Origin of the sequence: Spirosoma pollinicola, assembly GCF_002831565.1 — a bacterium.
In the GTDB taxonomy this organism is placed as follows: Bacteria; Bacteroidota; Bacteroidia; order Cytophagales; family Spirosomataceae; genus Spirosoma; species Spirosoma pollinicola.
Genome location: NZ_CP025096.1, coordinates 642,343 through 667,319 on the forward strand (window position 1 = coordinate 642,343; position 24,977 = coordinate 667,319).

The window sequence follows — 24,977 nt, forward strand, 5'->3', positions numbered from 1 at the left end:
TGGTTTCGTTTAGTCGTTCAGGAAAGCTGCGGCACCAATGGCCCCGGCCCAGTCTTGAAAATGTGCTTTACAAATGGTTGTCTTTTTACCCGCTGGTCGCCACTCGAACAGGTTAAGGAATGTCTCAAGTGGAGCTAGTAACGCCTGGTCGGCCTGCATAATGCCGCCACCCAACACGACCACTTCGGGCGAAAAGGCATTGGCCATTGAGGCAATCGACACCGCCAGTTGCCGGATTGAGGTCAGCCACACCTGGGTAGCCAGCGGCTCGCCCTGCCGGTAGCCATCCACCAGTTCATGCGTGGTGTTGTATCGCCCAAACGAGCGTCGTCCCACCGTCACATTGCCAATGGCGTCTTCCAGACTTCCGGGCATATTTGTCACGTCAAGTTGCGTGCTATTGGCCTGTACTGTGGTGTGTCCCAGATGACCCGCCATCTGGAAAAATCCCTGATAGAGGTGACCGTTCAGTAGCAGACCTCCCCCAACGCCGGTACCCAGGGTAAGCATCAGCCCATGCTGTATGTTTTTCAGGGCACCAAATCGGGCTTCGGCCATCAGGGCTGCGTGGGCATCGTTCAGCACCCGTACAGGTTTGCCCAAATGCGTCGACCAGTCGAAGCCTTCCAGTCCCTGCAACCGGCCCGGCATACAGGCAATCGTTCGATTATCGGGAGCCGGTAAGCCCGGTGCCGACAACCCAATACCCTGAATAGGTTCCGTTGCCAGTTGCGTCAACGCCTGTGCGGTATCCGCTACGGCCCGTTGCCAGTTGCTGCTGTCGCCGTCGCCGGTTGGGGTAGTTAATTGGTGAATCACAACGCCCGTCAGTGTGTCGATCAACGCCCCTTTGATGCGTGTTCCCCCTAAATCGATGCCTATTGCCTGACTCAATGTGGTTACTGGTTAATTGGTGGAGTAGTTAAGTAGCTATTGACCAGTTAACTAATCAACTACTTTTTGTCATCCCGACGCAGGAGGGATCTTCGGCAGATATAAAATTCCCAGTTTATCGGAGATCCATCCTGCGTCGGGATGACAAAAAATAATTCATACCAACTTGCTTATAATCAAACATTTATAAACTAAACTATTTCGTTACACTACTTCCTACACCTGTCCTTCGCTGACACTCCAGCCGCCATCGATGGATAGGACTTGACCGGTTGCGAAGCGGGATTCGTCGGACAGGAAGAAAACGGCGGCACCATCCAGATCATCGGGTTGACCGATACGCCCCCCATCGAGTGGTTGTTTGGTTTTGATAAAGGAGACAATGGTGTCGTCCTGCGCGGCCCGTTGCGCCATAGGTGTTTCCACCAGTGCGGGAGCCAGGAGATTTATGCGGATGTCGTTGGCGGCATAGTAACTGGCAATGGATCGTGTGAAGCCAATTGCGGCCGACTTGGTAGCGGCATAGGCGTGGGTGGCGAAATACATTTTGGAGGGCGAGTAACCCAGCACCGAACCCATGTTCAGAATGCTACCGCCTGTTCCCTGCGCCAGAAACGCCTGTACTGCCGCCTGGTTGGATAGCATGAGCGAGGTCAGGTTCAGGTTGAAGGTATAATTCCAGCCATCCAGCGTCAATTCGTGCAGCGGCCCATCGCCGAACCGTCGGCCGCTACCACCCGCAACGTGATACAGGCCATCGAAGCCGCCAAATTCCTGCTGGCAACGGGCAATGGCGGTTTGGGCCGTTGCCGGATCGATAGCGTCACCGCTGAGGGCAATCCCCCGTCCCTGAAGCTGAGCTTCGGCTCGGCGACCGTTTTCAGCATCCCGCCCAACGACAACCACCTGTGCCCCTTCGGCTATAAACGCTTTGGCGGCTGATAGCCCCAGGCCCGTTGTACCACCGATAACGACAATTCGCTTGTCTGCCAACCTCCGATCCATACGATGTAATCAATCCAGTGTCAATTCCTGATCCGAAGGTATATAACTTCATTTTAAAAGCCAAAACTTATTATAATAAGTTTTTATAAATTTTTATAAAATTTTGATTATTAGAAATATGTGTCAACTATGTAAGGAGTTATTATTAAAGGAAATCCTTTCGATTCAAGCTTATATTCTTTCTTTTGTTACTTTTGTGAGTATCATGACCGACCAGCCATCGCGCATTCCGCAATACCGTTATTTATATGAACTGCTCCGGCAGGATATTATCCGGGGTGTTTTTAAGGTTGGCGACTTATTGCCCTCCGAAAGTGTATTACAGCAGCAATACCGGCTAACCCAGCCCACCATTCGGCAGGCCTTATTGTTGCTGGTTCAGGAAGGTTATATTAAAAAGCACCAGGGCAAAGGCAGTATTGTGCAGGCCATTCCAATTGGGCTTGGCGTGATGTCTCTAAAAACACATGCCATCACAGGCGAGGATAAACCGACGGTTTCGGATGACCTCACGGCTGAACGGATCACCACCACTATCCTTACCAAACCGTATCTGTGTTCCTTTCCGGAAGACTTCCAGTTCTACCCATCTGGCGAAGACACACAGGCCGAGTTTTACGGTGTTGAGCGATTACGGTCGGTGAACGACACCCCGGTGTTTGTTGAAAAGCTGATCTTACCCAACCGGTATCTGCCCACGTTCACCCGCCAACGCCTGGCCAACCGATCATTTTTTGACTTATTACGGGCCAAATATGGCTTAGTCGTAACGGGAGGAGAGCAAAAGATACAGGCCCTACCTGCCCATGAACGGGTTGCCACTCAACTCCGGGTTGACGTAGGGCATCCAGTTCTTCGTCTGGAGAAGCGGATCGACACGAATAAATCGGATTTTAGTTTTTTCTCACTTCTGTTTGCCCGTACCGATCAGTTTCTGTTACAGGGCCGGTTTTAACAAGTATGTAATGAAGCGCCATATACTGTGGTGTACGTGTAGCCGTATATCCATTTGTTCGAGTCCGTCGACAGAATCATATCTGACCTAACGAACTGAGCTGATCGATCAGAAAAGGCAAGCGCAGCTTAAGTGAACGCCGATTGACCAGTTCTCAGGAAAACCATGGTTTTAACATCGGTCCAACTCAATTTGTAGCAGGCGCATTTTAATCTGAAAGTAATTTTACGAACCCTCTATCAAAAAAATATCCTCTGTCAGCATTGCCGATAGAGGATATAAAACCAACCTATTATGAATTATTCTGCTTAATACCATGTGGGCTGCAGCACCCAGCATAGATCAATAGCCGGTATTCTGCTTTAGAACAGCCGTACCCTGAAGATCAATCTGCTGCTGTGGAATCGGCATATACTCATTTTTATTGGCCGTAAACCGGGCACCGGCATATGTACCCGGCAGCTTAGAACTTTCGTAAGCCAAAAACGCATTGACGGCCTTTTCTGCGACACCCCAACGCACCAGATCGAAGAATCGATGACCCTCTCCGGACAGTTCGAGTTTGCGCTCGAATCGGACAGCATCACGAGCCGATGCTTGATTCGTCCAGGGAGTGGTATATTGACCGATAACATAGTTGGCTACCGGTTTGCCATCCGTACCTTTCACAAATACAGCCGGGTTAGCCGCCCGCGCCCGTATCTGGTTGACGTAGCCACGGGCTTTCTCCAAACTACCTGCTTCAACCTCTGCTTCGGCAGCCATTAGCAACACATCGGCATAGCGGATAATGTTATAATTAATGGCTGTGTAGCCCGGTGTCCAACCCGTTCCGTCGGTTAATGTGCCTTCCTGGGATTTTGGATAGATAAACTTCTTCGGTGCAAACGGGCCGCCATACACCTGATCGCGAATCCAGTTGGCACCCGGGTGAGGACCCCAATCCAGATAAGGAATGCCCCGCCGACCCACTGAGTAGTCAATCCGGGGATCGAGCGGTCCGGCATCTGGCGTGAACGGATCGGCGGAAGACAACCCCTGATCGGTTTTTATCTGGTTAGCCCCTATATTATACGACCCGTCCAGCAAGGGAAGGCCATTGGCATTGGTCCGGAAGGAGTTGGCCATCTCAAACGAAGGCTGAAAAAAGCCGCAGCAGCTACCGGGTCCGCCCGAGAAGGGGAAATTTAGCACCATGTCGGGGTTAGCATTGTTGACACTGCCGGTATTGACTGCATTTTGAATGGCAAAAATAGCTTCCGGGTTAATGCTGTTGGCTGCGTTGAAAAGCGTCGTAAAATTATCGACCAGCGCATACTTTTGCCCACCCGGCGTTTTGCCGCTGGCAATGATGAGATCAAACAGGGATCTCGCTTCGGTGTATTTCTTCTGGTACAAATATGTTTTAGCCAGATACGACGCAGCCGCCCACTTATTGGCCCGTCCATTTGCGTCCTGCGTCTCGGGTAAATTTTCGTAGGCATACTTGAAATCCGCTTCAATCTTCGGCCATAAATCAGCCTGATTGGTCACCTTCGTCACACCATTACTGTAATCGAGGGTTTCATCCACGTAGGGCGTATTGTTAAATGTCCGTTTCAGCTCGAAGTAGTAATGACCCCGCAGGAAACGTGCCTGGGCGCCGGTATTTGTGGCAATAGTCGGCGTGACATCAGAACCGGGTGATTTCAAAACCCGTAATACCGTATTAGCCCGGCTGATGCCTTCATACATGGCCCGAAACTTATCATTGATCGGACCCGCCGAAGGAATAACCGTAAAGTTTTGAATGAACACGGCTGTACTCTGGTCCCCCGCGTTAGACCCTTTATTGGCATCGCCCCCTGTTACTGATCCCCAAAGCCAGTTAAAGCTGGAACCGAACCAGCCATAATCCCGTCCGTTAAGTTCTGCATAAGCACCAATCAGCGTAGACTGTATACCCGCATTACTGGTGATCTCGTCGCTGCTGAGCGTTCCAGTGGGTGGCTGGTTCAGAAAACTATCCTTACTCGCAACACCAACAACGACAAGTAGCAGGGATACAAACCCAATTGTCAATCTCTTTTTATATATTGTTTTCATGTTAATTATAGCATTAGAGCCAGCGATGTTTGTTCATCGCGGACAGGTAGGATAAACACTCAAAATGTAAAACCAATGCCTGCATTGAACCCACGCGTTACGGGGTAGTTACCAATGTCAATTCCGAAGTTGGTATCTGCTGTTCCACCCACACCCGGATCAAGGCCTTTGTATTTCGAAATAGTGAACAGGTTAGTTGTCTGCACGAATAACCGCAGTCGCTGGATATGAGCTTTGTTTAGCATAGACGTTGGCAGTGTGTAGCCAAGGGTCAGATTCTGTAGCCGCAGGTAGGAGCCGTTTTCAACATAGAAGGAGTTCGATTGGGTGTTGGTGCTGAAATTAGAGGTGTTCTCAAAAATGGGCTGGTCGGTATTGGTACGCTGGGGTGTCCAGGAATCCAGCACCCGTGCACTAACAGCCTGCCCCGTGAAGGAGGGGTAGAAATCAATGTACCACTTCGAGAAATTATAGATTTTTCCGCCCAGTGAAGTATACGCATACGTACTCATATCAAACCCCTTAAAACGCAGGGTGAATGTTAAGCCACCCGTAAATTTGGGCACCGGGCTGCCTAGATACGTTCGGTCAGCCGCATCAATTTTCCCATCCCCATTTATGTCCTGATACCGGAAACGACCCGGCGCGGCCCCATCCTGCGTGGGCGCAGCGGCAACTTCCTCTTTGGTATTAAACAGGTTGATCACCTTATAGCCATAAAAGGCAGCGATAGGCAGGTCGGGCTGAATCTGAATAGGGCTGATGTTACGGAAGTTAGCGGGCTGAAAGTTCGATACGCCCGGTGCCAGCGCCTGCACCACATTCGAGAGGAAACTACCATTCACGATGACCTCATATCGCAGATCACCGCTAATCTTACCCCGGTTCGTGAGTTGCAGGTCGATTCCCTGGTTGCGCATTTTGGCAATATTAACTGCTGGCGCATTGGCATTGTCGCCCACTACAGCGGGTAGCGGTACCTGAAAAAGCAGGTCACGGGTGTCTTTGCGCCAGATGTCAAACTGCACATCCAGTTTACCATTGAACAGGGAAGCATCCAGCCCAACGTCGGTCGTTACAGCTGTTTCCCAGCGGGCATCGGGGTTACCAATTTGGCTACGGGCAAAACCTGCTGCTACACTATTTTTAGTCGTGGCGATGTCGTAACTGCGATTAATGCTTTGGGTGTAGAGGTTAAACTGATTGTTGGGGTCTACATTATTGGAGTTGCCCATCGTGCCATAGCCTGCGTGCAGCCGCAGGTACGAAATACCCGGTACATTCTTCAGAAACGACTCATTGGAGATTGTCCAGCCCGCCGATACAGCCGGAAATACCCCATAACGGCTATTGGCTCCGAAACGGGATGACCCATCCCGTCGAACCACACCCGTTACGGTGTATTTGTCGTTATAGGTGTACTGTAGCCTGCCGAACAGCGAATAAAAATTGATGCCTAACCCATAATTACCGCTCAGTTGCCGCCCCGTGCCCGACACTGAGCTAAGCGTGACATAGTTCGGATTGGTGGAGAAGGGGTCAATGCCCGAAGCTGTGGCATTACGGCCTGATCCTGTGTTCAAGGCCTCCTGTCCAGCCAGCACATCCACACTGTGCAGCCCAAACTGGTGTTTATAATTGGCCGTGTTGCTCAGCGTCCAGTTCAGGCTATAGCCATAATTTTCCGTATAGCTGAAGGTACTGTTGTTCTGGGCGGTTTCGTAGGTTGCCCGGTTGTAAGCGTTGGAGAAATTGTTTCCATACTGACCACCAAGGCTACTCCGCAACGTAAGGCCCGGAATGGGGTCGTACTCCAGGTAAACGTTACCGAAAGCACTGGCCAGAAAGCTTTTGTTGTTGCGGATTCCATCAAGGGTAGCCACCGGATTCTGTGAGCCATTGAAGCCTTTGGCAGCCGTACCGGCATATCCACCAAACTCATCATAAATTGGAATGATGGGGTTGATCTGAAAAGCCTGTAAGATAACGTTCTCATCCTGAGGGGTACTCTGGCCATTTGTATTCCCCACCTGGCCAAGCTGCTGCCGATAGGTGAGCTGAAGATTTTGGCCCAGCCGCAGATTTTTCAGGAGGTCGAACTCAGAATTGACTCGAAATGTGTAGCGGTTAAACTGATTGTATTTCAGCACACCAGCCTGGTTTTGAGCACTTAAACCAAAATAATAACGACTGTGCTCAGATCCACCCGAAACGCCCAGCGTGTTGCGGGCCAGGGGCGCGTTGCGTGTGACGGCCCCGTACCAGTCGGTACCGTCACCTATTTTGTTGGCCCGCACCACCTGATAGATTAGCCCGGCCGCCGGATTAATATTATACAATGCTTTGGCGGCAACCAGATCAACTGTACCCACTACGCCTGGCGTACCGCCTACGTTTAGGTAATCGGGCAGCACCGGCGTTTGACCCGATCCATATTGCCCACCCCCTAAACCCGTGAAACTGTCGGGACCAACTGTACCACCGGCCTGGAAAATATCGTTTCGCCGGGACTGCCATGTCCAGTCTGCCTGCTGCTGGGGATTAAGCATTTTCTGGCCGTGTCCTGGTGTTGTAATACCAAACAGCCCGTCGTATGTAACCGTTAGTTTGCCTGCTTTTCGGGCTCCCCGCTTTGTTGTAATAACAACGACCCCACCGGCGGCCCGTGCGCCATAAATCGAAGCGGTAGCCGCATCCTTAAGTACCGTCGTCGATTCAATATCATCGGGGCTAAGAAAATTAACTCCATTGAATTGATCACTGACAGGCACCCCATCGACTACGTAAAGGGGTTGATTGTTGCCAAACGATCCAAATCCCCGAATCCGGACAATACTGTTGGTTCCGGGTTGCCCGCTGGAAATGACCGTGACGCCAGATACGCGCCCCTGAAATACTTGTTCCACATTACCTGTTGGCGTTGCGGTGATGTCGCGGGTTTTAATCGTCGAAACGGCTCCCGTATTGTCTTTGCGGCTATCGGTGGTGTAACCCGTTACGATAACTTCGTTCAGAGCCGTAGCGTCGTCTTCGAGTCGAACCGAAATGGACGACTGATTGCCAATACGTACTTCCTGCCCTTTGAAGCCTATGGCCGAAATAACAAGTACCGGATCACTCCCTCTGGCCGTCAGCGAAAAATTACCGGTGGCATCAGTGGAGGTGCCTATGGCTGTCCCTTTCACAAGCACGTTGGCACCGGGAATGGGACCATCCGCCCCGGAAACCTTACCTGTTACCTGGCTGTCCTGAGCCTGTGTGTTCAGGCTCCACAATAACCCTGCTCCCAGCAGGATGATGTAACCTGGCCTGTAGTTCATTGCTTTCATAAAAGTTAACTGGTTAAAGGTGAAGGATTACAGATTCAATTCAGCATGCCTATTGCTGAATGAGATAACTGTAAGTAAAATTCGCTTTAAAAGTAAAAAATTTAGTATAATAAGTGTATAATTTTTGATAATAAACCTCTGAAATTCAGTTATTTTTTAGTAGAAAATTAATACATATAGTAATAAGTTCGAGATGAATTATAAGTTGCTATTCCCATAAAGTTCATAAAAAGGAAACGACTGGCCCTGCTGCCCCGCTTTTTTATAGCGTCGACTCAGGCTAGGCCTCGCTTAAGGCTGACCTTCGGGTATAAATTCAGCTATCCTCAGATAGTGGACTTGCTACATTTAACTGGATATTAGATTAAGCATGATCTAACTTAGTGTACCGCTCAGGCGGCCCTGCATGAAAACCAGAAGGCAGTACGACCGTACGGGCGGCCCCTGAAGAATTCAAAAAAATGGCAGTGGAGCTATCCTTGGTCAAAGGATTGTTGAAGGTGACAGCTGTTGAATTGGGGATTACGCCCCAAATTCTAACCCGGTGGCGACGCGAACAAGTGGGCTCCCCCCAAGTACCAACGCCAGTGGAGGAACCCGCTTGAGCCAAGACCAATAGTAGATCCAGCGCTTGAAAAAAGAGTTAAAGCAAGCCGAGCTAGATCGGAGCGCCGAAGTAGATTTGCTACCTTTTACTGGACACGGCTTTAAGATCGTTTACTGTATTGCCCAGTAAAAGGGCAGTAAGTTCAATCTTAATAACATACCATTATGGTGGTGAAATTTTTGATACTTGATTCAACTCCATTTATTGCATTAGTGCAAATAATGGTTCAAATCTCTTCGTTAACGAAAACGCTCCCGCTTGAGACCTTATGATACTGAATCGGCTTGGCACTTATGAAAATTAATTTGAAATACAGTTTTCCTCTCTTGCTGAAAAATCGTTTACAAAATTTTAAATAGATCCAGCATGACTCAACCGGTACTGTTTAGGGGTCTGTCCAGTCATTTTTCGGATAAAGCGCGTGAAATTAGCCGGGTCCTGCTTTTTAATCAGGTACGCTATTTCGCCAATACTTAACTCGGTTTGTGTCAGCAATACGTTGGACTCCAGCAGGAGCATTTCCTCTAGCAGATCGTGGGCGGAGAGACCGGTAGCCCGCTTCACCGATTTGTTCAGATGGTTCGGGCTGACGTTCAATAGCGTGGCGTAAGCCGAAACGGTGTGCGTTTCATAAATATACTTCGTTAATGCTTCTTTGTAGAGCTGAGTGATCCGAAAGGCGGCATTCCGGTGTTTGGCGTCCCGCGATATCGCCAGCGTATTAGCCTGCTTCAATTCGGTTAAAAGAGTCAACACATACAGTCTGACCAGCAAGGGTAAGTCGGCGCTTTTTTTGTCGACAAGTGCCACTAACCGCTCTAAAAGGGAGAGGGTTGCCGCAAGCATTTCGTCACTCAGCACCAGGATCGACTCCCGGCCGATCTGGAGGAACGAAAACTCCTGCTCCATTTCAGTTTTTAGCCCGGATTGACTGATCAAATCAGGGTCGAAATGGCAGTAATACCCCTTTACATCCTCGCTCATCCACTCTTCATTATAAATTTGATGAGCTGGAATAAAGACGATCTGGTTTCGGGAAAGCGTATACCGGGTCAATCCAATCCGTCGAATGAGCTGGCCCTCCGTAACGATCATAAAGTCAATGACCGTTTTGCGATGGGGCAGCGTAGGAAAGTTCATGGCTTCCCGGACATCCTCAAGCGGATTGATATGAAAGTAAGGGAGCGATTTTAAATGCATTGTTGGCCAGCCGGGCTGCTTAAACGTTACTTCGGACAACGCACCGGGCGTGAGAAGGGGAACAGGTGTTGTCTTGTCGGGCATACAAAAGGGTCGTCAATAAACAAGTGGTCAACGTAGCCAGTGAGTTTACTATGAAAATGCAGAATCGCCAAATTTTCTGATTGTTTTTGACAATTATCGGATTTGTTTTGACTCGTCGGACTACTTTTTACGGCCTAATTTTGTCGTAAATCAAGTTTTTTCTGTGAAAATCAAGGATTAACGCTTGGTCTGCTGGCCCGCCGATACGTGTTTCTGCGTATTTGGGTATTCGCTCACTTTCCCGCATCGACTATGACACCGACTACCCCTACGAAGAATTACTTGTTTCTAACCATTTTACTGGTTGTCGGCACTGCGGTCAGGGCTCAGTCGTATAAGCCGCCCCATCTGGCGCAGCAGGGTAATACCACACAATTGATTGTCAAAGACAAACCCTTTCTGGCCCTGGGTGGCGAACTACATAACTCCAGTGTGTCGACAGCACCCTACATGCGCCCGATCTGGTCGAAAATGAAGGCCAAGAATGTGAACACCCTGTTGGCACCCGTGTACTGGGAGTTAATTGAACCCCAGGAGGGCATCTTTGACTTTGCGTTGGTAGACAGCCTGATTCTGGGAGCCCGGAAGCAGAACCTGCATCTGGGCATCCTGTGGTTTGGCCTGTTCAAAACCACTTATTCGACTTACGCTCCGTTGTGGGTTAAAGCCAACCTGAGCCGGTTTCCAAGGGTAAAAAACAAAGAAGGAGAGCCCACGCCAGTCGTTTCGGTCTTTTCGGCCAACGCGCTACAGGCCAATGCCAGGGCGTTTAACCGGCTGATGCAGCACATCCGGCAGATCGATGCCAAACAGCAGACCGTTATACTGGCTCAGGTGGAGAACGAGCCCGGCCTGTTTTATGCGCCCCGCGACTATAGCGACGAAGCCAGCAAAGCCTACAAGCAAGGCGTCCCGGCCGATCTGATGAGCTATCTCTCAGCGAATAAAGCCAACCTGCAACCCGGTCTGGACAGTGTCTGGAAAGCAAACGGGTATAAGATGACCGGCGGCTGGGAAGATGTGTTTGGTAAAAGTGTGCTGGACGATAAAACGCCCAATGGGCTGTCCTACTTCCCGGAAGAATTATTCACGGCTTATCACTACACTAAATTTATTGGCAACGTAGCGGCCGCCGGTAAGGAAGCCTACCCGATTCCCCTGTTCATAAACGCCTGGCCAAAAGCCGCCGGGCTAATGAGTACCCCTGGTAAGTACCCGAGTGGGGGGCCAGTGCCGCACCTGCTCGATGTCTGGCGCGCCAATGCCCCGGCCATTGATTTTATCACGCCAAACGTGTACGCGTCCAAACAGGGGATATATGCCCTGGCCGAACAATACCACCGCTCGGGCAATCCGTTATTTATTCCGGAAATCAAGCAGGGGCCAGAAGCCGCCAATCTGACGTTCTGGCTGTATGGTCAGCATGATGCGCTCTGCGTTGCCCCGTTCGGCATTGACGATAGCCCGGCCGAGGAAGACCCGTTTACGAAAACCTTTGCGGCCGTGGCGCAGGTACAAGAGCTCATTCTTCGCCATCAGGGAAAAGGGACCATGGCCGGTATTTTTGTCGATTCAACGGTTACCTCGCAAAGCTTTCCGTTGAATGGCTTTACAGTAAAGGCGAATCTGGTTGTACCGAGAGGGTTTGCCGGTGCCCCTTCGACGGAGAAGAAAGCCCCTTTTGCGGGCGGAATTCTATTTGCTACAGGCCCCGACGAATTCATTGCCGTCGGCCGTGACTTTGAACTGACGTTTACGCCCACCAGCCCTGACCCACAAAAACCGCGTGTCGATTTGGCTTTTATGGAGGAAGGTTCGTTCGTTAACGCCAAATGGGTGCCCAGCCGTCGATTGAATGGCGATGAGGGAACCGGGGGCGGGGGAATTGGCGCGTTCGGTGTAAAAAACAACAAAGCCGGTTCACTCCGTTTTCAAAAAAATCCGAACGGAGCGTACAGCATTGTCCGGGTTAAGTATTACCGATATTAACTGCGTAATCCAACTTAACACTTTAGACAACGTTACGGATGTCCATCTGGCAATATTTTGGTTCGTATGCGACTTATTGAGTTAGGCTGCCAGTAAAAATCACTGTCTTTTTGAACGCTTCCGCTTGATACGCAAGGACGTTCGTATATATGCATCTTGAATCGGGTTTTAGTTGTCCAGTAATCTCCCATCCGCCTAGTCCTAGGGCTTAAGCTGTCATGTACGCTTAACGGGTCAGGACAAAATGTAAAGGGTTTCAACCGCTTATACACAGGGAAGGATCAACTTTAGTCAGGACTCAGGCTAATCCACAACCAACCCGACACCCTACGCACACCCCGAGCTTGACAACTTTACGCTAAAGCGGAAATTGTATGTCAAAGATTAACTAAATCTATCTGCTAAGTAGGTGGGAACAATCTAGGTAGACGTAAACTTATAGCTGACAATGAGCTAGATATAGACTAAAATGTCGCTACAGTCGTCCATAGTACCAGCAAAAAATCAGAAAAATCAAGGGTCTCTCTACGACCTTCACGCGCCTAAGTTATGGGGCCTTATTTTGAGGGCCCATCTTTCCCAACCTCAATCCGAAGCGGTCTTAATTAAGGCATTTGTTAACGTACTAAAACAGGTAGATGAAAAAGAAATGACCGAAAGGGATTTCTTCGCGGCCCTCATTCGAAGCGCGCTTCATGAGGGCTTACCGCTAACTTGCCTACACGCTATATTCAGTGAGCAACGAAGGGGATGAGTCACTTCGATTTTGTGATCAACAGTAGTTAACCTCACGTAAAGGTCATAACCCTGGTAAGAGGAGGAGACGACGCGTTTTTTAGTCATCGTTTTTTTGGGCATGTTCCACCGCTACGGCTACGGTATTACCTGTACGAGGGGCCTATCCTATCTGGTAAACAGGTCGTCTAGTTAAACACGTCTATACGAATCTGACGGCCGCCCTGCTTATATGACTGCTTGGAGCGCGTTGGGCTACCTGATTCTATCGCTGGGTAGACGGTTAGTTTTTCGGCTTATTGGCGGGGGATAGGTGAGTGCCACTTTGAGCTTGTAAAGCCACTAATTTTTTTCGCGTTGCCGATGCCTCTTTCAGCGAAAGCGCTTTCTGAAAATTGGCTATGGCACGAACGGTGTCTTTTTGGGTCACAAAGTAATCACCATATGAGTCACAGGCATTGAAACTGGCTGGGTAATTCGCCACATTAAGTTTGAACAGACTTCCGGCTTTTTTAAATTTCTGCTGCGATACCATATACGAGCCCAGTTCATTGACCAGACTTTCGGGGGGCTTCACCGTATAGCCCAATTGCCGGGTGGCGGCCCTAAAATGGGTTGTCAGTTTATCGGCTAACCCGGTATTGTCTTCCTCATAGTCCTGGTCGGTCAGCGTTAATCGGTAAAAATCAAAAATGAAACGGAGCGCGTCGTATTCGGCGATGAGTGGCACTGAGCTATGGTCATCCAGGGCATAGTATTTCCCCTGGTAGCGTAAGCTGGTCTGTCTAGTAGCTTTTAGTAAGCGATCCAGGGCTAAGATGGAGCGAATATGTTTAGTCGAGCCACTCGTATCCGTCTGTACTCGTAAGGTATCCATCCCCGACTCCATCGTATTGGCGATACCGACAAACAGGGCTTTGCCCGCATACTTTTGGCTGGTTATAACCTGCTGAGCGGTATGGAGCAGCTGTTGATTTGCCCACCACATACTCGGGTCGATGGCCACGTAGGCGTTGAACAGGTTTGGGTGATGAATCAACGTATTGATGACCAACAGCCCACCCAGTGAATGGCCGATGAATATTTTGTAGGGCTCAGTGGGATACAGAGAGTCCATGTGAGGAATCAGTTCGCTTTCGATGAAGGCGGTGAATTTCTCCCCTCCGCCCGAGTTCTTCAGGCGGGTACTGTCGGCAGCCGATGGAATCATGCCGCCCCCCGGTGTGGGTGTCAGATCCAGGAACCGGTTGGTATTAGGAATGCCCACCACGATCATCTCCGGGCAGATCGTATTGCCATTGACGGTGCTTAGTTGGTGGATCATACCCACCACCGATGGAAAGTGGCTCTCGCCATCCAGCAGATAGACGACCGAATACCGTCGTTTGGATGACCCTTCCTGTCTGTAACTGTCCGGGACATGCACCCATAGTTTACGCTTCTCATGGAGAATTTTTGAGGTTAGGCTGTCAATCTGACCGATGACAATTTGCTTCGTTGATTGGGATCGTACTAGCAGGGGTACGAGGACAGACAGGGTAAATAAAAACCATTTTTTCATAGAGTTCAGAAAAGAGGATGATTGATGGCGTAAAAGGGTACGAGCTAACTCCTAAAAGACGCAGGACTACTTGTAAGGACGATATGGGTTAAGTACAACCGTTTATTTTATAGCAAGTTAGCGCTATTCACAGCCGTGTTGTCTAACCAGCCATCGTTTAGCCAAAGTACGAAAAACGTAAGCTAACTACGGATAAATTATTCGTCTCACCAATTGCTCTTTCTGCAAGATTCACATAGCTTCTCACAATTAGCGAAAGTCGATCAGGTTTGGAGTCTTAAAGCTATAGCGAATGGCACAGCAACCGGTCCGCCGGTGCGGGATGACCGTCAGCGAAACGGACATGACTGCTATTCTAACTCGTGCTCCGCGCCGGCGGTCCGGTACTATTTTATAAAGGCAGTACTAGTAAAGCTTCTGGGATAAAGCCTTTGTGGATCAACACCTGGCTTTATGACAAAGTCCTTCTACCAAACCATTTGCGCTAGCTTAGGGCTCTCCCTGGCGGCTGGCTTGTTTCAAAGCTGGCTCCATGTTCAGCGGGGCATTGATCTATATAGGCTAGCTTCGTTTCGGAGCTGGTTTTTAGTGGGCGACTTCATTGCCCTCCTAACGGCTAGTCTGCTACTGACCTATTATCACCACAAATGCTTTAAAGCGGCTTTCCAGGCTGGGCTGGTGGCTACCGTAATCTCTCTGGCAACCCTGCTCTATCTGCTACTGGCAACCCTCTACCCGCTGCTTGGTCAGTATCTCAGAGTGGCTATAGTGATGGGGGTTTTAGCTTCTGGGGTGTATGGGGTAACCCTGGCTACTTCCCGCGCCAGGACCAGACCCTGGCTTAAGGAGGCAGGTATTGTCGTGACTATCCTATCCGCAGTACAGCTTGCAGCCCTGATGTGGTTTAAGGATATACCCCCTTATCCCCCAAACGCTACCCTCGATTTAATTCAGCAATACCTCGGCCTGGCTGACCGGATCGTTCCGGTTCTCCTGCTGTTCAATTTTATCAATGAGTTAAAGAGCGTTTCCAGCGATAAGGAGCCAATCAATTTACCAACTGGGGTACTTATTGCCAAAGCGATGGTGGCGATTCTGGCCATTTGTACAACGGTACTCGCCATTCAGCTAATCGGAGATAACTACAGCTATACGAATGCTTCTCCCCGAGAAACGGCCCTGGCAAAGCCTTTTGAGGAGGGAAGCTATATTGGTCCCCAGGGCGATACGTTGCTATACCGGATCATGAAGCCGCTTCACTACGATCCCTGTAAACGCTATCCGCTGGTGGTAGGTCTGCCTGCCTCCTGCTGGTCGGACAATACCCGCCAGATTGATGCCTGTCCCATCGCCAAATGGTTAGCCACGGATGAAAACAGGCGAAAGTATGCTGCGTTTGTTTTTGTGCCCCGCTGTCCACCCCATACGGGCTGGGGTGGAGTAGCCAATACCCCTTCCGTAGCGCCACTGGCCATTGAGGCCATCCTTTCTCTGGACAAGGCGTTTTCGATTGACGCCCAAAGGCGTTACGTGTCGGGCGTGTCTCGGGGTGGTTATGGGTCATGGCATCTTATTGGCACGCACCCGGAGTTGTTTGCGGGCGCCATTCCGGTCTGTGGAGAAGGCGATCCTAGTCAGGCTCCTGGTATGGTTGGGATCTCGGTCTGGGCTTTTCACGGGGCAAAAGACATGAATGTACCGGTGAGCGGTTCACGCAACATGGTCAATGCGCTAAAAAAGGCGGGGGGTACTCCCCACTATACAGAGTATGGTGATGCCGCTCACGGCATTTGGGAGGAAGTCGTAAAGACGCCAGGTTTGTTAGACTGGCTCTTTGCCCAAAAACAAAAGAACCCACCAAAGGCAAGTAAAATCTAAAGTGTATCAAAAAAGGCTCAATTAAGTGGAAAGCTAGTTTTTAATACATGTCAACTCTAATACGTACCATATGAATACATGCTTAATCGTCCCGCAACTGTGGTGGTAAGGCCTGGATTGGCATTCCGACCGATCACCATAACTCTATGCGTGGCATAGGTTTGACATACGTCGTTGCTTATTAGCCAATAGGCTGACCCGGTGGTGTTAAGCAGTCGATCAAAAGTAAGTTACTATTTTGTTTCTACTTGATACAAAACCCCTATTAAACCTTCTTCAGGCTTAATGCTGTCAGAAAACGCAGGGCTTTGACCGATAGCTTGGTCATCATGACTATAGTTGTTCGCACAGTCATGATGACCAAGCTATCGGCCTGCCAGTTTATTTTGTAGCCGATTGATCTTTACCGGCTATCCCCGTTTGGCGGTTTCTGTATAGTGTGGTCAACTGCTCTTCCCAGTCTACCGACCACTTCAGCAGAGCCATCAGCGGGTCGGCAGTACTTTTTCCAAATTCGGTTAGCGTATACTCGACGCGGGGTGGTACTTCGGGATACACAGTCCGCTCGATCATGCCGTAGCGTATGAGGGTTTTCAGGGTTTGGGTCAGCATTTTGGGCGAAATCCCGTTGATCTGCCGATTGAGTTCGCTGTTGCGTTTGGTGCCCTGCATCAAAGCCATTAAAATGAGGAGTGTCCACTTGTCAGCGATCAGTGTCAGCGACTGATTCAGGATACAACTTTCGTCAAGGATGGATTTTACCATCAACGATTTCTGCAAGTCTAAAAAATTTTGATTCTCCATAAAGCCGTTTCTGAATAATTCGCCCAAATAGTCCGGCACTGATGACATTGGCGATGCAGCCGCCCGCTACCTGCTCGATTCAACCTGGGCCGGTCATTGGACGCTCAACCTGATGGGGCCGGAAAACGTCACCCCCCGGGAGGTGGCCGTTCTGTTGTCGAACGCCCTGGGTCACCCCATCCGGTACGAGCGGCTTGCCCTGGAAACTGTCAATGACCAGTTACGAAGCGCGGGCTTTACCGAAACTGTCCAGCAGGAACTGCTTGATCTGTTTGTTGCCCTGAGCGACCCAAATGGGGCTTACGCCACCCCCCGCACCCCGGAAGCCCCCTACCCGGTTCGAAGATTTCGCGCGGACAAAATTGGCTCCGTTGTTAGCAGATGCCGTGTGGTAGAACAATGACGTAATCGGGATTGACACGCTGGCGAACGGTGTCTGCATAATTGATTCTTCAACTGTAGGGAGCAGTTTGCAGGCACCGCAGCTATGCTAGTCGATATGGTATCGGGGTAACCTTCTTGCACATAGGGGTTACCATTGTTTATTGCACTTGACAGGTATAGGTTACTCAACGTGTATAGCTGGCAGCAGTGGCTTACCATCCCTTGGAGGAAGACCATGTATAGTTGTAAGTTGATTATTCTCACAAAATCCTCGTGCTTGAGACGGTGTATTATTCAGATATCTGCTCATTTACGGAGTCGGGTATCGAGTGGTATAGGCGATTGACGGATAACTTCCACCTCTGCAAACGAAGCATGTTGAGGATGTAATAATATATTGTAGGACAGCTCTATTATGGCCGACGGTACCGCCATAGCTAAGCAAAAAGGAGCTTGCAACCATTCGGCTAGGAGCGTTTGCGTTTCGCCTAAAGTACCGCTCTTCCAATATGCTGGTAGTTTGGCCGCATCAAGCCAAAAAATAGAATCAGTTTCGTCAGGCAAACGCAGCGTACTTAACCACAATTGAGGGAGTTCCCCTAAGGTTAAGGGAGGCAAATGTACTAATGTTTCCAACAAGGCCAGTTCGGGGGTGCGACTGGTGTACAGGATACCCACGCCCTTTGGGTTCCAACGGCCTCCATGTCGATAGCTGCCCACAACGGATAAAGGCTCCCGATGATACGGCTCTTTGTTGATGCAATAAACCTCCATTCATTTACCCTGCTAGACCCCATTCAATACGGCCCAGTACATCTTCGGCCAGTGAGAAACCCGATACCGTATCCAGCACAGCTAAAGGGGATTGGACTATTACGGAGAGTTCATGAGTGAATTCCATAGGGGTCATTGCGCTGACAATTGGCCCAACGGGTTGATGAAAGCTACCCATATTTTGCAGGGGGCCAGAAGCCATTTCTTCAAGACTACGATCAGTTTCTGGACGATAAGCTAATTCGGCCAGTGGGGTGCGTAACCAACGAGCCAGTAGGTCGGCTCGCCCGTCAAAGACGGCAAGCCCTCGCTGGACGAGTCGCTCCAGTAACAAGAGTCGTTCGCTAGCGGCCAGACTTAATCGTGTCGCCGTGGCCTTTCCATGCAGACCTCTGATAGACATGTTCAGTATACGGGCCATCTCTTTATCAGTGAGGCCGACCAAGCGAGCGATTTCATCGACTCGTCGGCGTAAAACGCCTTGTCGGGCTTGGGTGATTATGCTGGTAACTGGCAGAGTCGCTTGCATCTGTTCGGAGTGACTATATAGTGCAAAACTACATAGTATAAATAGCAAATTTGCACTAAAGGTTTCCTGGCCTCGTGTACAAGCGAAACATGGTGACTTTTATCTATTCTACCTCTTTCGTTAACTAAAAGTAGATACGGTCGGTGTATCCAAACAGGTCTTCACTGGATAATCTTCCCAAATGAATGGGTATCGTTACCGGTATCACAATCTCGAAAAGGACGCTACTCTGAGATAAAGGAATTTTGTGATCTACCTCTGAAATGTAGTGATAGAGTCTGGTTTTGTGAAGATGCAACCGCCTGACTACGAGTTGCATCTTCCCAAAACCAGACTTTCTTAATCAGACCTTTTTTGAGATAATTCTATGTTGTTTGGCTACGCCCGTGTTTCGACTCAAGATCAGAACCTAGCCCTCCAGTTGGATGACCTTAAAAAGTAGGTTGTCAGAAAATTTTTCAGGGCCGGGGTGGCGCCCCACAAGGTCTCCTCGGCCAAAGTATGACCACAACTTCAAAAGTTATTAGAGGTACGTCGGGAAGGAGACACCATCATGGTTTGGAAACTAGATGGCACCGGCCACCCGGCGGCTGGGTAGATCGCTAAAAGAGCTGTTTACCTTGATCAATGACTTTCAAGCCAAAGGAATTGGCTTCCGCAGTCTGAATGATGCCATCGATACCACGACCGCGCAAGGCCGTTTAGTGTTTAACTTATTTGCGTCGCTAGCCGAGTTCGAACGTGATATGATCCGGGAGCGTACCAAAGCGGGTCTAGCGGCAGCTCGTGCCAGGGGACGAATAGGCGGCCGACCAAAGGGACTCACAGTTGAGGCCCAAGCAAAGGCACGGGCCGTCAGATCCATATATGCTCTCAAGACGCATACAATTCTAGAGATAGGTCAGCTGTTTCACGTAAGCCTAGCAACGGTGTATCGGTATTTGGCTTGGAAGGAAGAAAATAAAGTTTGAGTAGTGAAGGACATTGCTTCATAAAATGGGCGTGGCTGTTGCACAACTCCGCTTTTTACATCGGTTGTTCATTCTGTATAGGCTAGTGGTCAGATTTTCTCCCCTCGTTGCCCCATCTCAGTTGAAATAAAGCATGGTAAGGCTCAGAAAAGTGTTTCCAGAAGCCAATGACCACTCCACTTTTAGGGCTATGGCTTGGCTGATAGTAGACTTGGTAGTGAACTTCATACACTTCTTCAGATTGAAGGCCACAGCTGCCATTAGCATCACCTTGTGAGCCCCAGCTTTGCCTCGTACATTTATCTTTCGCAACCCATTGCACTCTACTAAACTGCCTAAGACCGGTTCTACCGTCTGTTGGCGAAGCCGTTTCATGCGTTTGCCCCGCCGACTTTGCTGGCGTTCCAAGGCTCGACGATAGAAGGGATCATAGGCCGTCCGGGTTATCTGTCGGCATTTACTGTTGGGAATACACGTGGGTTTAAGCGGGCACTGTTGGCAGTCCTGGTAAGCGGCTCGGTAGATTTTCAGCAAACCGCCATCGGCCTGCGAATCGAAATTCTTAAAGGGTAGTGGCTTCTCAGCGGAACAAATGAACTGGTCAGCAACTGGGTCATAGGGGAAGCCATCAATCTGGGGCTTATACTTGCCGAAAACGGGTATCCAGCCAGTGATTTTCCACCCCTCCAGTAAGGCGTAGTTGCCGCCGTTCGAGTAGCCAGTATCGGCCAGTATCTCTTCTAGACGCAACTCATTGTGTACTAACCGCTGCTGAAGCTTCCGCGTAATATCAGGTAGAGACTGGCTGTCCCGGCCATCGGCAAAATCAGCCTGTACATGGCTGATAATCCCTTCGGCCGTATCCACTGCCAGGCTACAGTTGTAGTTGAGTTTTCGGGCTTTACCCGGCTTGATGGAGATGCGCGCATCGGGGTCGGTAGGACTGTAATGGGTTTTATTGCTCAGCAACTGCGCCTTTTCGTTACCGGCTCCCAAGGTGATAGGCGCACTCTTCAGGTTTTGTTGATGCTTTTTCAGGCGTCTCAACTGGTGATCGGCAGCCGTGATTACCGAGGCTGCCTGACGGGGGCTAAGTTTAGGGATCGCATCTACTGGTCCATTTTGATCTTCAACTTGGGGTAGCAACTTGGGCCCAGGTCGCTGGGGCTGTTTTTCTAAGAGTGTTTCCATCGACGCGTTAGCTTTGACAGGAGCCGAGTCGATAGCGACCCGCCGACCGGCTACCGCAGCCGCGGACGGTCATGTTGTGGGCTACACACAGGCTGAATACTTTGTCAAATAATAACTCAAAAAGTGCTTCTGGATATAGCTGACGGGGCCGGCTCAGAGTGGAGTGCCAAGGCAATGGTTCATCGATGTTATACCCTAGAAAATACAGCATATCCATGCGCATGGAGCAGTGCTCAATCAGCTTTCTGTCAGAGGCAATATTCTCAAGATAGCCGATGAGCATAAACCTGAAGAATACCACTGGGTCAATCGAGGGATTGCCCGTTGAGCCATAGAGTTCTTTAGTATATTCATAGAGGAAAGTAAGGTCAAACCTCTCCTTTAGCCGACGATAGAACCGGGCGGCCGGGGCCGTTATCTGTCGGAATGTGGCTCGACAGCTGAAAATAAGTGATGGGCTTTTCGGTATATTCTTTTCGGCCTTGCATATCTCAAGATACAGAAAAGGTCCCTTATATCCCTAAGCGGAGTTGTGTAACAGCCACGGGCGTTTAATGCGACTCAGCTTACCTTTCGTACTATCTTAGGAAGTAAAAAAATAAATTCTTTGCAAAACGCGGAAATAGAAACTTTCAAGGGGTGAAAGGTCAATCAAGTACCGATTTTCGTACTTTTCTTCTTAAAGTACGAAACGAAAAAATGGCTGTTGCTTTAACATGAACCATCACTGTCTGGCTACCAGATAAGCGGACATGTTAATAGGTAACCCCTAGAGCAACAGGCTTACAAGCAATCGTGGTGCCTTGTGCTAACTCGTTTGGTAAAGCCTTCCTTAACTGGGCATTGCCCGGTTTCAACGAGCCAGGCAGGTAAATTAACCGACTTAGAATGAGCCGTATATATTGAATCTGTTCCAGGGTGAAACTATTGGGAGGAGCATGGTAATCCATCACAAAATCTGAAACATACGGTATATGTCGACAACTATATTTATAGCCCCTACTGTCAGGAAAAGATTCTTCGTGCTGAGGTATGTCGGCAAACAAGCCCACATACGAACAGCCATTTGCAAACGTATGGGTTAAGCCTAAAAAGTGGCCTAACTCATGAGATAATCCTTCGAAACTATGTTGATCATAGATATAAATAGCCGGGATTGCCGTTGCTGTCCAAGTAATCTCTTTTAGCTGTTCACAGGTGAGCGCCGAGCTAGTCAAGTTCGTGGGTAGATACGCATATGAAAACCCACGACCATAGATACGTAGCCAATCCACACTCATAAACACATTGATGTATTGTTGGGGGCACCACTGGTGAACAACCCGGTCAACTAATCTGGCTGCCGTATCAACACTAGCCGGGTTGTCAAATGACAGGCGATCTAAGCCGGCTACCGCCAGTGGCTGGCCGAACGGGTCAGTGGTCGCCGGCACAAACTCAATATTGGCATCGGCCTGATTGGGATCAACGGAGGCCTTTCTCGCCCGGTACGTTTGGTTCACCTCAGCCAGAATACGGGCTGGGTCAATTTGGGATACGTCGGCGCTCTGGGGGACATGGATAATAACGGGGAATCGCACTAACTCATACGAACTGGGTTTGCGTGCCGTGACTGTTAAGCTAGTTGATTTTACACCCCACAAGCTGGCTTGCAGGGTGTAGATGCCCGCTTGAGTTGCTGTAATGAATTGGTTTTTGACTTGAGTAACTCCATTAACGGCTAATTTGATCGGTAGTGAATACCCTGTCGTGTCGAGTGTGCGGCCCTGCTTATCAACGATTGTAAAGAATACAGGTAATCGACTCGTTGTGTTTGCATTCAGGAAAGGTACGGCGGTTGTCAGCTCAAAGCGACTGATATAATCAGTGGCTGAGCCTGCCTCCACACGGAGTTGATTATGACTGATCCGGTTGCCTATTTTAGCCGTGAATACAAACTGACCTGCTTTAGTTAAGGTAAAGTGATCAGCCTCGATTGGGCTACCATTGACTAAAAACTGGGGTGTTGCCAGGGGTTGGATAAAGGTGCCTTTCTCATCGAAGTAATAGACTTCAAATCGAAGCTGATTATGAGCAGAATCTTCCAGAAAGTAGAAGGGTCTGGGCTTTTTGTTTTGAAATAGAATGATCTGAATCGAGGCCACTCCTGGGAGTACATTTTCTTTAGAACGGCAACTTAGCAGCAGGCTAAATAGCCAGCCGACTATGAATGGACAAATCAGTTTCGGGTAATACCTCATTAGCAGAAATACGTTTTTTGTTACTTAATATACATATATTCATTTGATAAGATCAATATAGATTTTTCGACTAGTTATAGACCCACTTATAGGAACGATTTTTCGGTTCCCAGCCGTTTGGTTTCGTACTTTTCAAAGTACGAAATGAATAGACAGCCAGATAGCCAAAAAACAGTTGTTGGCCTAATCTCAACAAACGCTCCAGCTTGAGACACAAACAGTGTGCATACATCTGCTTCTCAAATGGGGCGTTTTTTTTAAACACCGCTTCTCTGAATTGCTTGGAAGAACTCAGCTTGCTGACCTCGTCTTCCGTCTGACAGCTGTCAGACAGCACTTGTTTTTGTTTGACATTTTGCAGTACTTAACCTACAAGAGATTATAAAACAGAAGTAGGCATCACGCATGGTTAACTAAATGAAAACTATCTGCTGGATTTTGACCCTCATTAGCCTTGGGATGTACTTGATCGATCCATGGCAGGAGAAGATCAATAAAGGATGGATCGTCTTACTGTATCTGCTAGTATGCCCTGTTTACTTTTGGAAGAAACAACTTTTTTATCCATCGTTGAATATAATGCTCTTAGTGCTGATAACATATTATCTCATTAGAGGTTACCTAGCTTAATATAGGGTTTACTTACATAATCAACCTTACTATGCGTACGCCCCTTCTCATTCTCGTACTACTAGCTACCTGCTGGCTGCCGCTTCAGGCGCAAACTGTTCAAACCGATTCAAGCTCAAGGCCTGATCATTTAATTTACACCGTTGTCCAACAACAACCCGAATTTTCGGGCGGCATGAGTAAATTGGGTCAGTATATCAGTGAAAATCTCCGGTATCCCAAAGCGGCCCAAGCGGCCGGGTTGTCCGGACGGGTATTTATTCGATTCCTCATTACCAAACAGGGCGCTATTGAAAACGTAAAGGTCTTAAAAGGGGTTTCCCCCGAGATCGATGCAGAAGCCATACGAATGGTGGCCAGTATGCCGAACTGGCTGCCTGGTAAAGTAGATGGTCAGGCTGTGGATTGCTTTTATAATTTGCCGATCAACTTTTCGGTACGGTGAAGGGGTAAATCCTTTGGGGGCTTCGATAAATGAAATGGCTATGGCTTTGAACTTAGTCAGCGCCTTAGTTAGCAGAAAAAGGGTATCGATAGGCTTGATTAATAAATGGGCACTTATACAACAGTCTTCGACAGACTAATAACCCAGTTCATAGCCTCGACTTGGATAAGCGTGAATGAGTACATCTTATCCCACTTTTTGCCTATCCGGATATGGTCCCAATCGTTATTCAACACCTTTTTAGGGCTAAATAAATACACCCGTAGTTTACCCTTACTAATATGATCCTCCCATTGACCCATCCCTAAATTTGCTGAGATTGTGTGCTTAAGACCAATATAGTTGGGATTGTCTTCAAGTAATGCAGCTTGTTAACCACTAGTAGTATCAGCCTCTTGAAACTCATGGAAAGGATTGTAGTCACTCAACCCATTGATAGCATGATAGGATCGATCATCAACGGCATAAACGACCAATATGGGTTTATCAGAACCGTTTCTAATTTTTAACTTCCTATTGGCCGGTGGGTCCCAGACACAGGCCTGCAAACAGACTAGTAAGCCAATTAGGGAAAATGCGAGTCTCATTGTTTTTTCTTACGAAAATGGGTCAAGGGTCAAACAGGCTTAATTGTTAGTATAATCTCTTTACATAATCTTAGTGGCTGTTGCAAAAGTCTGGATGGAT

At 48.9% G+C, this 24,977-nt stretch carries 16 protein-coding genes and 1 pseudogene; 6 read left to right on the top strand and 11 right to left on the bottom strand.

Annotation, left to right across the window (positions count from 1 at the left end):
• Positions 1 to 9: 9 nt before the first annotated feature.
• Together CWM47_RS02745 and CWM47_RS02750 are read right to left on the bottom strand one after the other, a co-directional pair.
• A complete protein-coding gene (locus CWM47_RS02745) occupies positions 10 to 894 on the bottom strand; it encodes an ROK family protein (protein WP_100986251.1) in 885 nt (294 codons plus the stop codon).
• A 216-nt stretch (positions 895 to 1,110) separates the two neighbouring features.
• The gene (locus CWM47_RS02750; protein WP_100986252.1) at positions 1,111 to 1,899 is read right to left on the bottom strand and encodes an SDR family NAD(P)-dependent oxidoreductase; all 789 of its coding nucleotides are present in this window, start codon (positions 1,897 to 1,899) and stop codon (positions 1,111 to 1,113) included.
• Between the two features lie 205 nt (positions 1,900 to 2,104).
• Here CWM47_RS02750 and CWM47_RS02755 point away from each other — a divergent pair, with 205 nt between their 5' ends.
• Positions 2,105 to 2,854 (top strand): GntR family transcriptional regulator, encoded by a 750-nt coding sequence (locus CWM47_RS02755; protein ID WP_206170596.1) that lies wholly within the window; start codon positions 2,105 to 2,107, stop codon positions 2,852 to 2,854.
• A gap of 342 nt (positions 2,855 to 3,196) precedes the next feature.
• Here CWM47_RS02755 and CWM47_RS02760 read toward each other — a convergent pair whose 3' ends face one another.
• From CWM47_RS02760 to CWM47_RS02770, 3 genes are all read right to left on the bottom strand, one after another.
• Complete coding sequence (locus CWM47_RS02760) at positions 3,197 to 4,939, bottom strand: RagB/SusD family nutrient uptake outer membrane protein (RefSeq protein WP_100986254.1); 1,743 nt, start codon at positions 4,937 to 4,939, stop codon at positions 3,197 to 3,199.
• Positions 4,940 to 4,998: 59 nt separating this feature from the next.
• Positions 4,999 to 8,268: a SusC/RagA family TonB-linked outer membrane protein gene (locus CWM47_RS02765; protein WP_100986255.1), complete on the bottom strand. Its 3,270-nt coding sequence runs from the start codon at positions 8,266 to 8,268 to the stop codon at positions 4,999 to 5,001.
• A 958-nt stretch (positions 8,269 to 9,226) separates the two neighbouring features.
• A complete protein-coding gene (locus tag CWM47_RS02770; protein ID WP_100986256.1) occupies positions 9,227 to 10,159 on the bottom strand; it encodes a helix-turn-helix domain-containing protein in 933 nt (310 codons plus the stop codon).
• Positions 10,160 to 10,411: 252 nt separating this feature from the next.
• Between CWM47_RS02770 and CWM47_RS02775 the strand changes: the two genes are divergently transcribed.
• Positions 10,412 to 12,148, top strand: a complete 1,737-nt coding sequence (locus tag CWM47_RS02775) for a GH35 family beta-galactosidase (RefSeq protein WP_100986257.1) — start codon at positions 10,412 to 10,414, stop codon at positions 12,146 to 12,148.
• Between the two features lie 1,018 nt (positions 12,149 to 13,166).
• Here the strand turns inward: CWM47_RS02775 and CWM47_RS02785 are convergent.
• Positions 13,167 to 14,444 carry an alpha/beta hydrolase gene (locus tag CWM47_RS02785; RefSeq protein WP_100986259.1) on the bottom strand — a complete coding sequence of 426 codons (1,278 nt, stop codon included), beginning with the start codon at positions 14,442 to 14,444 and terminating at the stop codon, positions 13,167 to 13,169.
• Between the two features lie 453 nt (positions 14,445 to 14,897).
• Here CWM47_RS02785 and CWM47_RS02790 point away from each other — a divergent pair, with 453 nt between their 5' ends.
• Positions 14,898 to 16,322 (top strand): carboxylesterase family protein, encoded by a 1,425-nt coding sequence (locus CWM47_RS02790; RefSeq protein ID WP_100986260.1) that lies wholly within the window; start codon positions 14,898 to 14,900, stop codon positions 16,320 to 16,322.
• Positions 16,323 to 16,703: 381 nt separating this feature from the next.
• On the opposite strand, the gene CWM47_RS02795 is transcribed toward CWM47_RS02790, so the two are convergent.
• Positions 16,704 to 17,126: a winged helix-turn-helix transcriptional regulator gene (locus CWM47_RS02795; protein WP_206170597.1), complete on the bottom strand. Its 423-nt coding sequence runs from the start codon at positions 17,124 to 17,126 to the stop codon at positions 16,704 to 16,706.
• 112 nt (positions 17,127 to 17,238) lie between these two features.
• Between CWM47_RS02795 and CWM47_RS02800 the strand changes: the two genes are divergently transcribed.
• On the top strand, positions 17,239 to 17,529 hold the full coding sequence (locus CWM47_RS02800; RefSeq protein ID WP_100986261.1) for a Rossmann-fold NAD(P)-binding domain-containing protein: 291 nt from the start codon (positions 17,239 to 17,241) through the stop codon (positions 17,527 to 17,529).
• 287 nt (positions 17,530 to 17,816) lie between these two features.
• Here the strand turns inward: CWM47_RS02800 and CWM47_RS02805 are convergent, their stop codons facing one another.
• Positions 17,817 to 18,284: an RES family NAD+ phosphorylase gene (locus CWM47_RS02805; protein ID WP_100986262.1), complete on the bottom strand. Its 468-nt coding sequence runs from the start codon at positions 18,282 to 18,284 to the stop codon at positions 17,817 to 17,819.
• A 4-nt stretch (positions 18,285 to 18,288) separates the two neighbouring features.
• Complete coding sequence (locus CWM47_RS02810) at positions 18,289 to 18,813, bottom strand: antitoxin Xre-like helix-turn-helix domain-containing protein (protein ID WP_100986263.1); 525 nt, start codon at positions 18,811 to 18,813, stop codon at positions 18,289 to 18,291.
• A gap of 569 nt (positions 18,814 to 19,382) precedes the next feature.
• Between CWM47_RS02810 and CWM47_RS02815 the strand changes: the two genes are divergently transcribed.
• Positions 19,383 to 19,784: a recombinase family protein gene (locus CWM47_RS02815; RefSeq protein WP_240625679.1), complete on the top strand. Its 402-nt coding sequence runs from the start codon at positions 19,383 to 19,385 to the stop codon at positions 19,782 to 19,784.
• 117 nt (positions 19,785 to 19,901) lie between these two features.
• Here CWM47_RS02815 and CWM47_RS02820 read toward each other — a convergent pair.
• Positions 19,902 to 21,463, bottom strand: a pseudogene (locus CWM47_RS02820) (IS1182 family transposase).
• Positions 21,464 to 21,730: 267 nt separating this feature from the next.
• Positions 21,731 to 23,215, bottom strand: coding sequence for a M43 family zinc metalloprotease (locus tag CWM47_RS02825; protein ID WP_100986264.1), 1,485 nt, complete (start codon positions 23,213 to 23,215; stop codon positions 21,731 to 21,733).
• Positions 23,216 to 23,876: 661 nt separating this feature from the next.
• Here CWM47_RS02825 and CWM47_RS02835 point away from each other — a divergent pair.
• Complete coding sequence (locus tag CWM47_RS02835; protein WP_100986266.1) at positions 23,877 to 24,290, top strand: energy transducer TonB; 414 nt, start codon at positions 23,877 to 23,879, stop codon at positions 24,288 to 24,290.
• Positions 24,291 to 24,977 lie beyond the last annotated feature (687 nt).

Excerpts from the sequence above, each read along its gene's own strand:
- CWM47_RS02770 (WP_100986256.1), bottom strand. The coding sequence starts at position 10,159 with ATGCCCGACAAGACAACACCTGTTCCCCTTCTCACGCCCGGTGCGTTG.
- CWM47_RS02825 (WP_100986264.1), bottom strand. The coding sequence starts at position 23,215 with ATGAGGTATTACCCGAAACTGATTTGTCCATTCATAGTCGGCTGGCTA.
- CWM47_RS02775 (WP_100986257.1), top strand. The coding sequence starts at position 10,412 with ATGACACCGACTACCCCTACGAAGAATTACTTGTTTCTAACCATTTTA.
- CWM47_RS02755 (WP_206170596.1), top strand. The coding sequence starts at position 2,105 with ATGACCGACCAGCCATCGCGCATTCCGCAATACCGTTATTTATATGAA.
- CWM47_RS02790 (WP_100986260.1), top strand. The coding sequence starts at position 14,898 with ATGACAAAGTCCTTCTACCAAACCATTTGCGCTAGCTTAGGGCTCTCC.
- CWM47_RS02805 (WP_100986262.1), bottom strand. The coding sequence starts at position 18,284 with ATGGAGGTTTATTGCATCAACAAAGAGCCGTATCATCGGGAGCCTTTA.
- CWM47_RS02765 (WP_100986255.1), bottom strand. The coding sequence starts at position 8,268 with ATGAAAGCAATGAACTACAGGCCAGGTTACATCATCCTGCTGGGAGCA.
- CWM47_RS02800 (WP_100986261.1), top strand. The coding sequence starts at position 17,239 with ATGGGGCCGGAAAACGTCACCCCCCGGGAGGTGGCCGTTCTGTTGTCG.
- CWM47_RS02815 (WP_240625679.1), top strand. The coding sequence starts at position 19,383 with ATGGCACCGGCCACCCGGCGGCTGGGTAGATCGCTAAAAGAGCTGTTT.
- CWM47_RS02810 (WP_100986263.1), bottom strand. The coding sequence starts at position 18,813 with ATGCAAGCGACTCTGCCAGTTACCAGCATAATCACCCAAGCCCGACAA.
- CWM47_RS02750 (WP_100986252.1), bottom strand. The coding sequence starts at position 1,899 with ATGGATCGGAGGTTGGCAGACAAGCGAATTGTCGTTATCGGTGGTACA.
- CWM47_RS02785 (WP_100986259.1), bottom strand. The coding sequence starts at position 14,444 with ATGAAAAAATGGTTTTTATTTACCCTGTCTGTCCTCGTACCCCTGCTA.
- CWM47_RS02795 (WP_206170597.1), bottom strand. The coding sequence starts at position 17,126 with ATGGAGAATCAAAATTTTTTAGACTTGCAGAAATCGTTGATGGTAAAA.
- CWM47_RS02760 (WP_100986254.1), bottom strand. The coding sequence starts at position 4,939 with ATGAAAACAATATATAAAAAGAGATTGACAATTGGGTTTGTATCCCTG.
- CWM47_RS02835 (WP_100986266.1), top strand. The coding sequence starts at position 23,877 with ATGCGTACGCCCCTTCTCATTCTCGTACTACTAGCTACCTGCTGGCTG.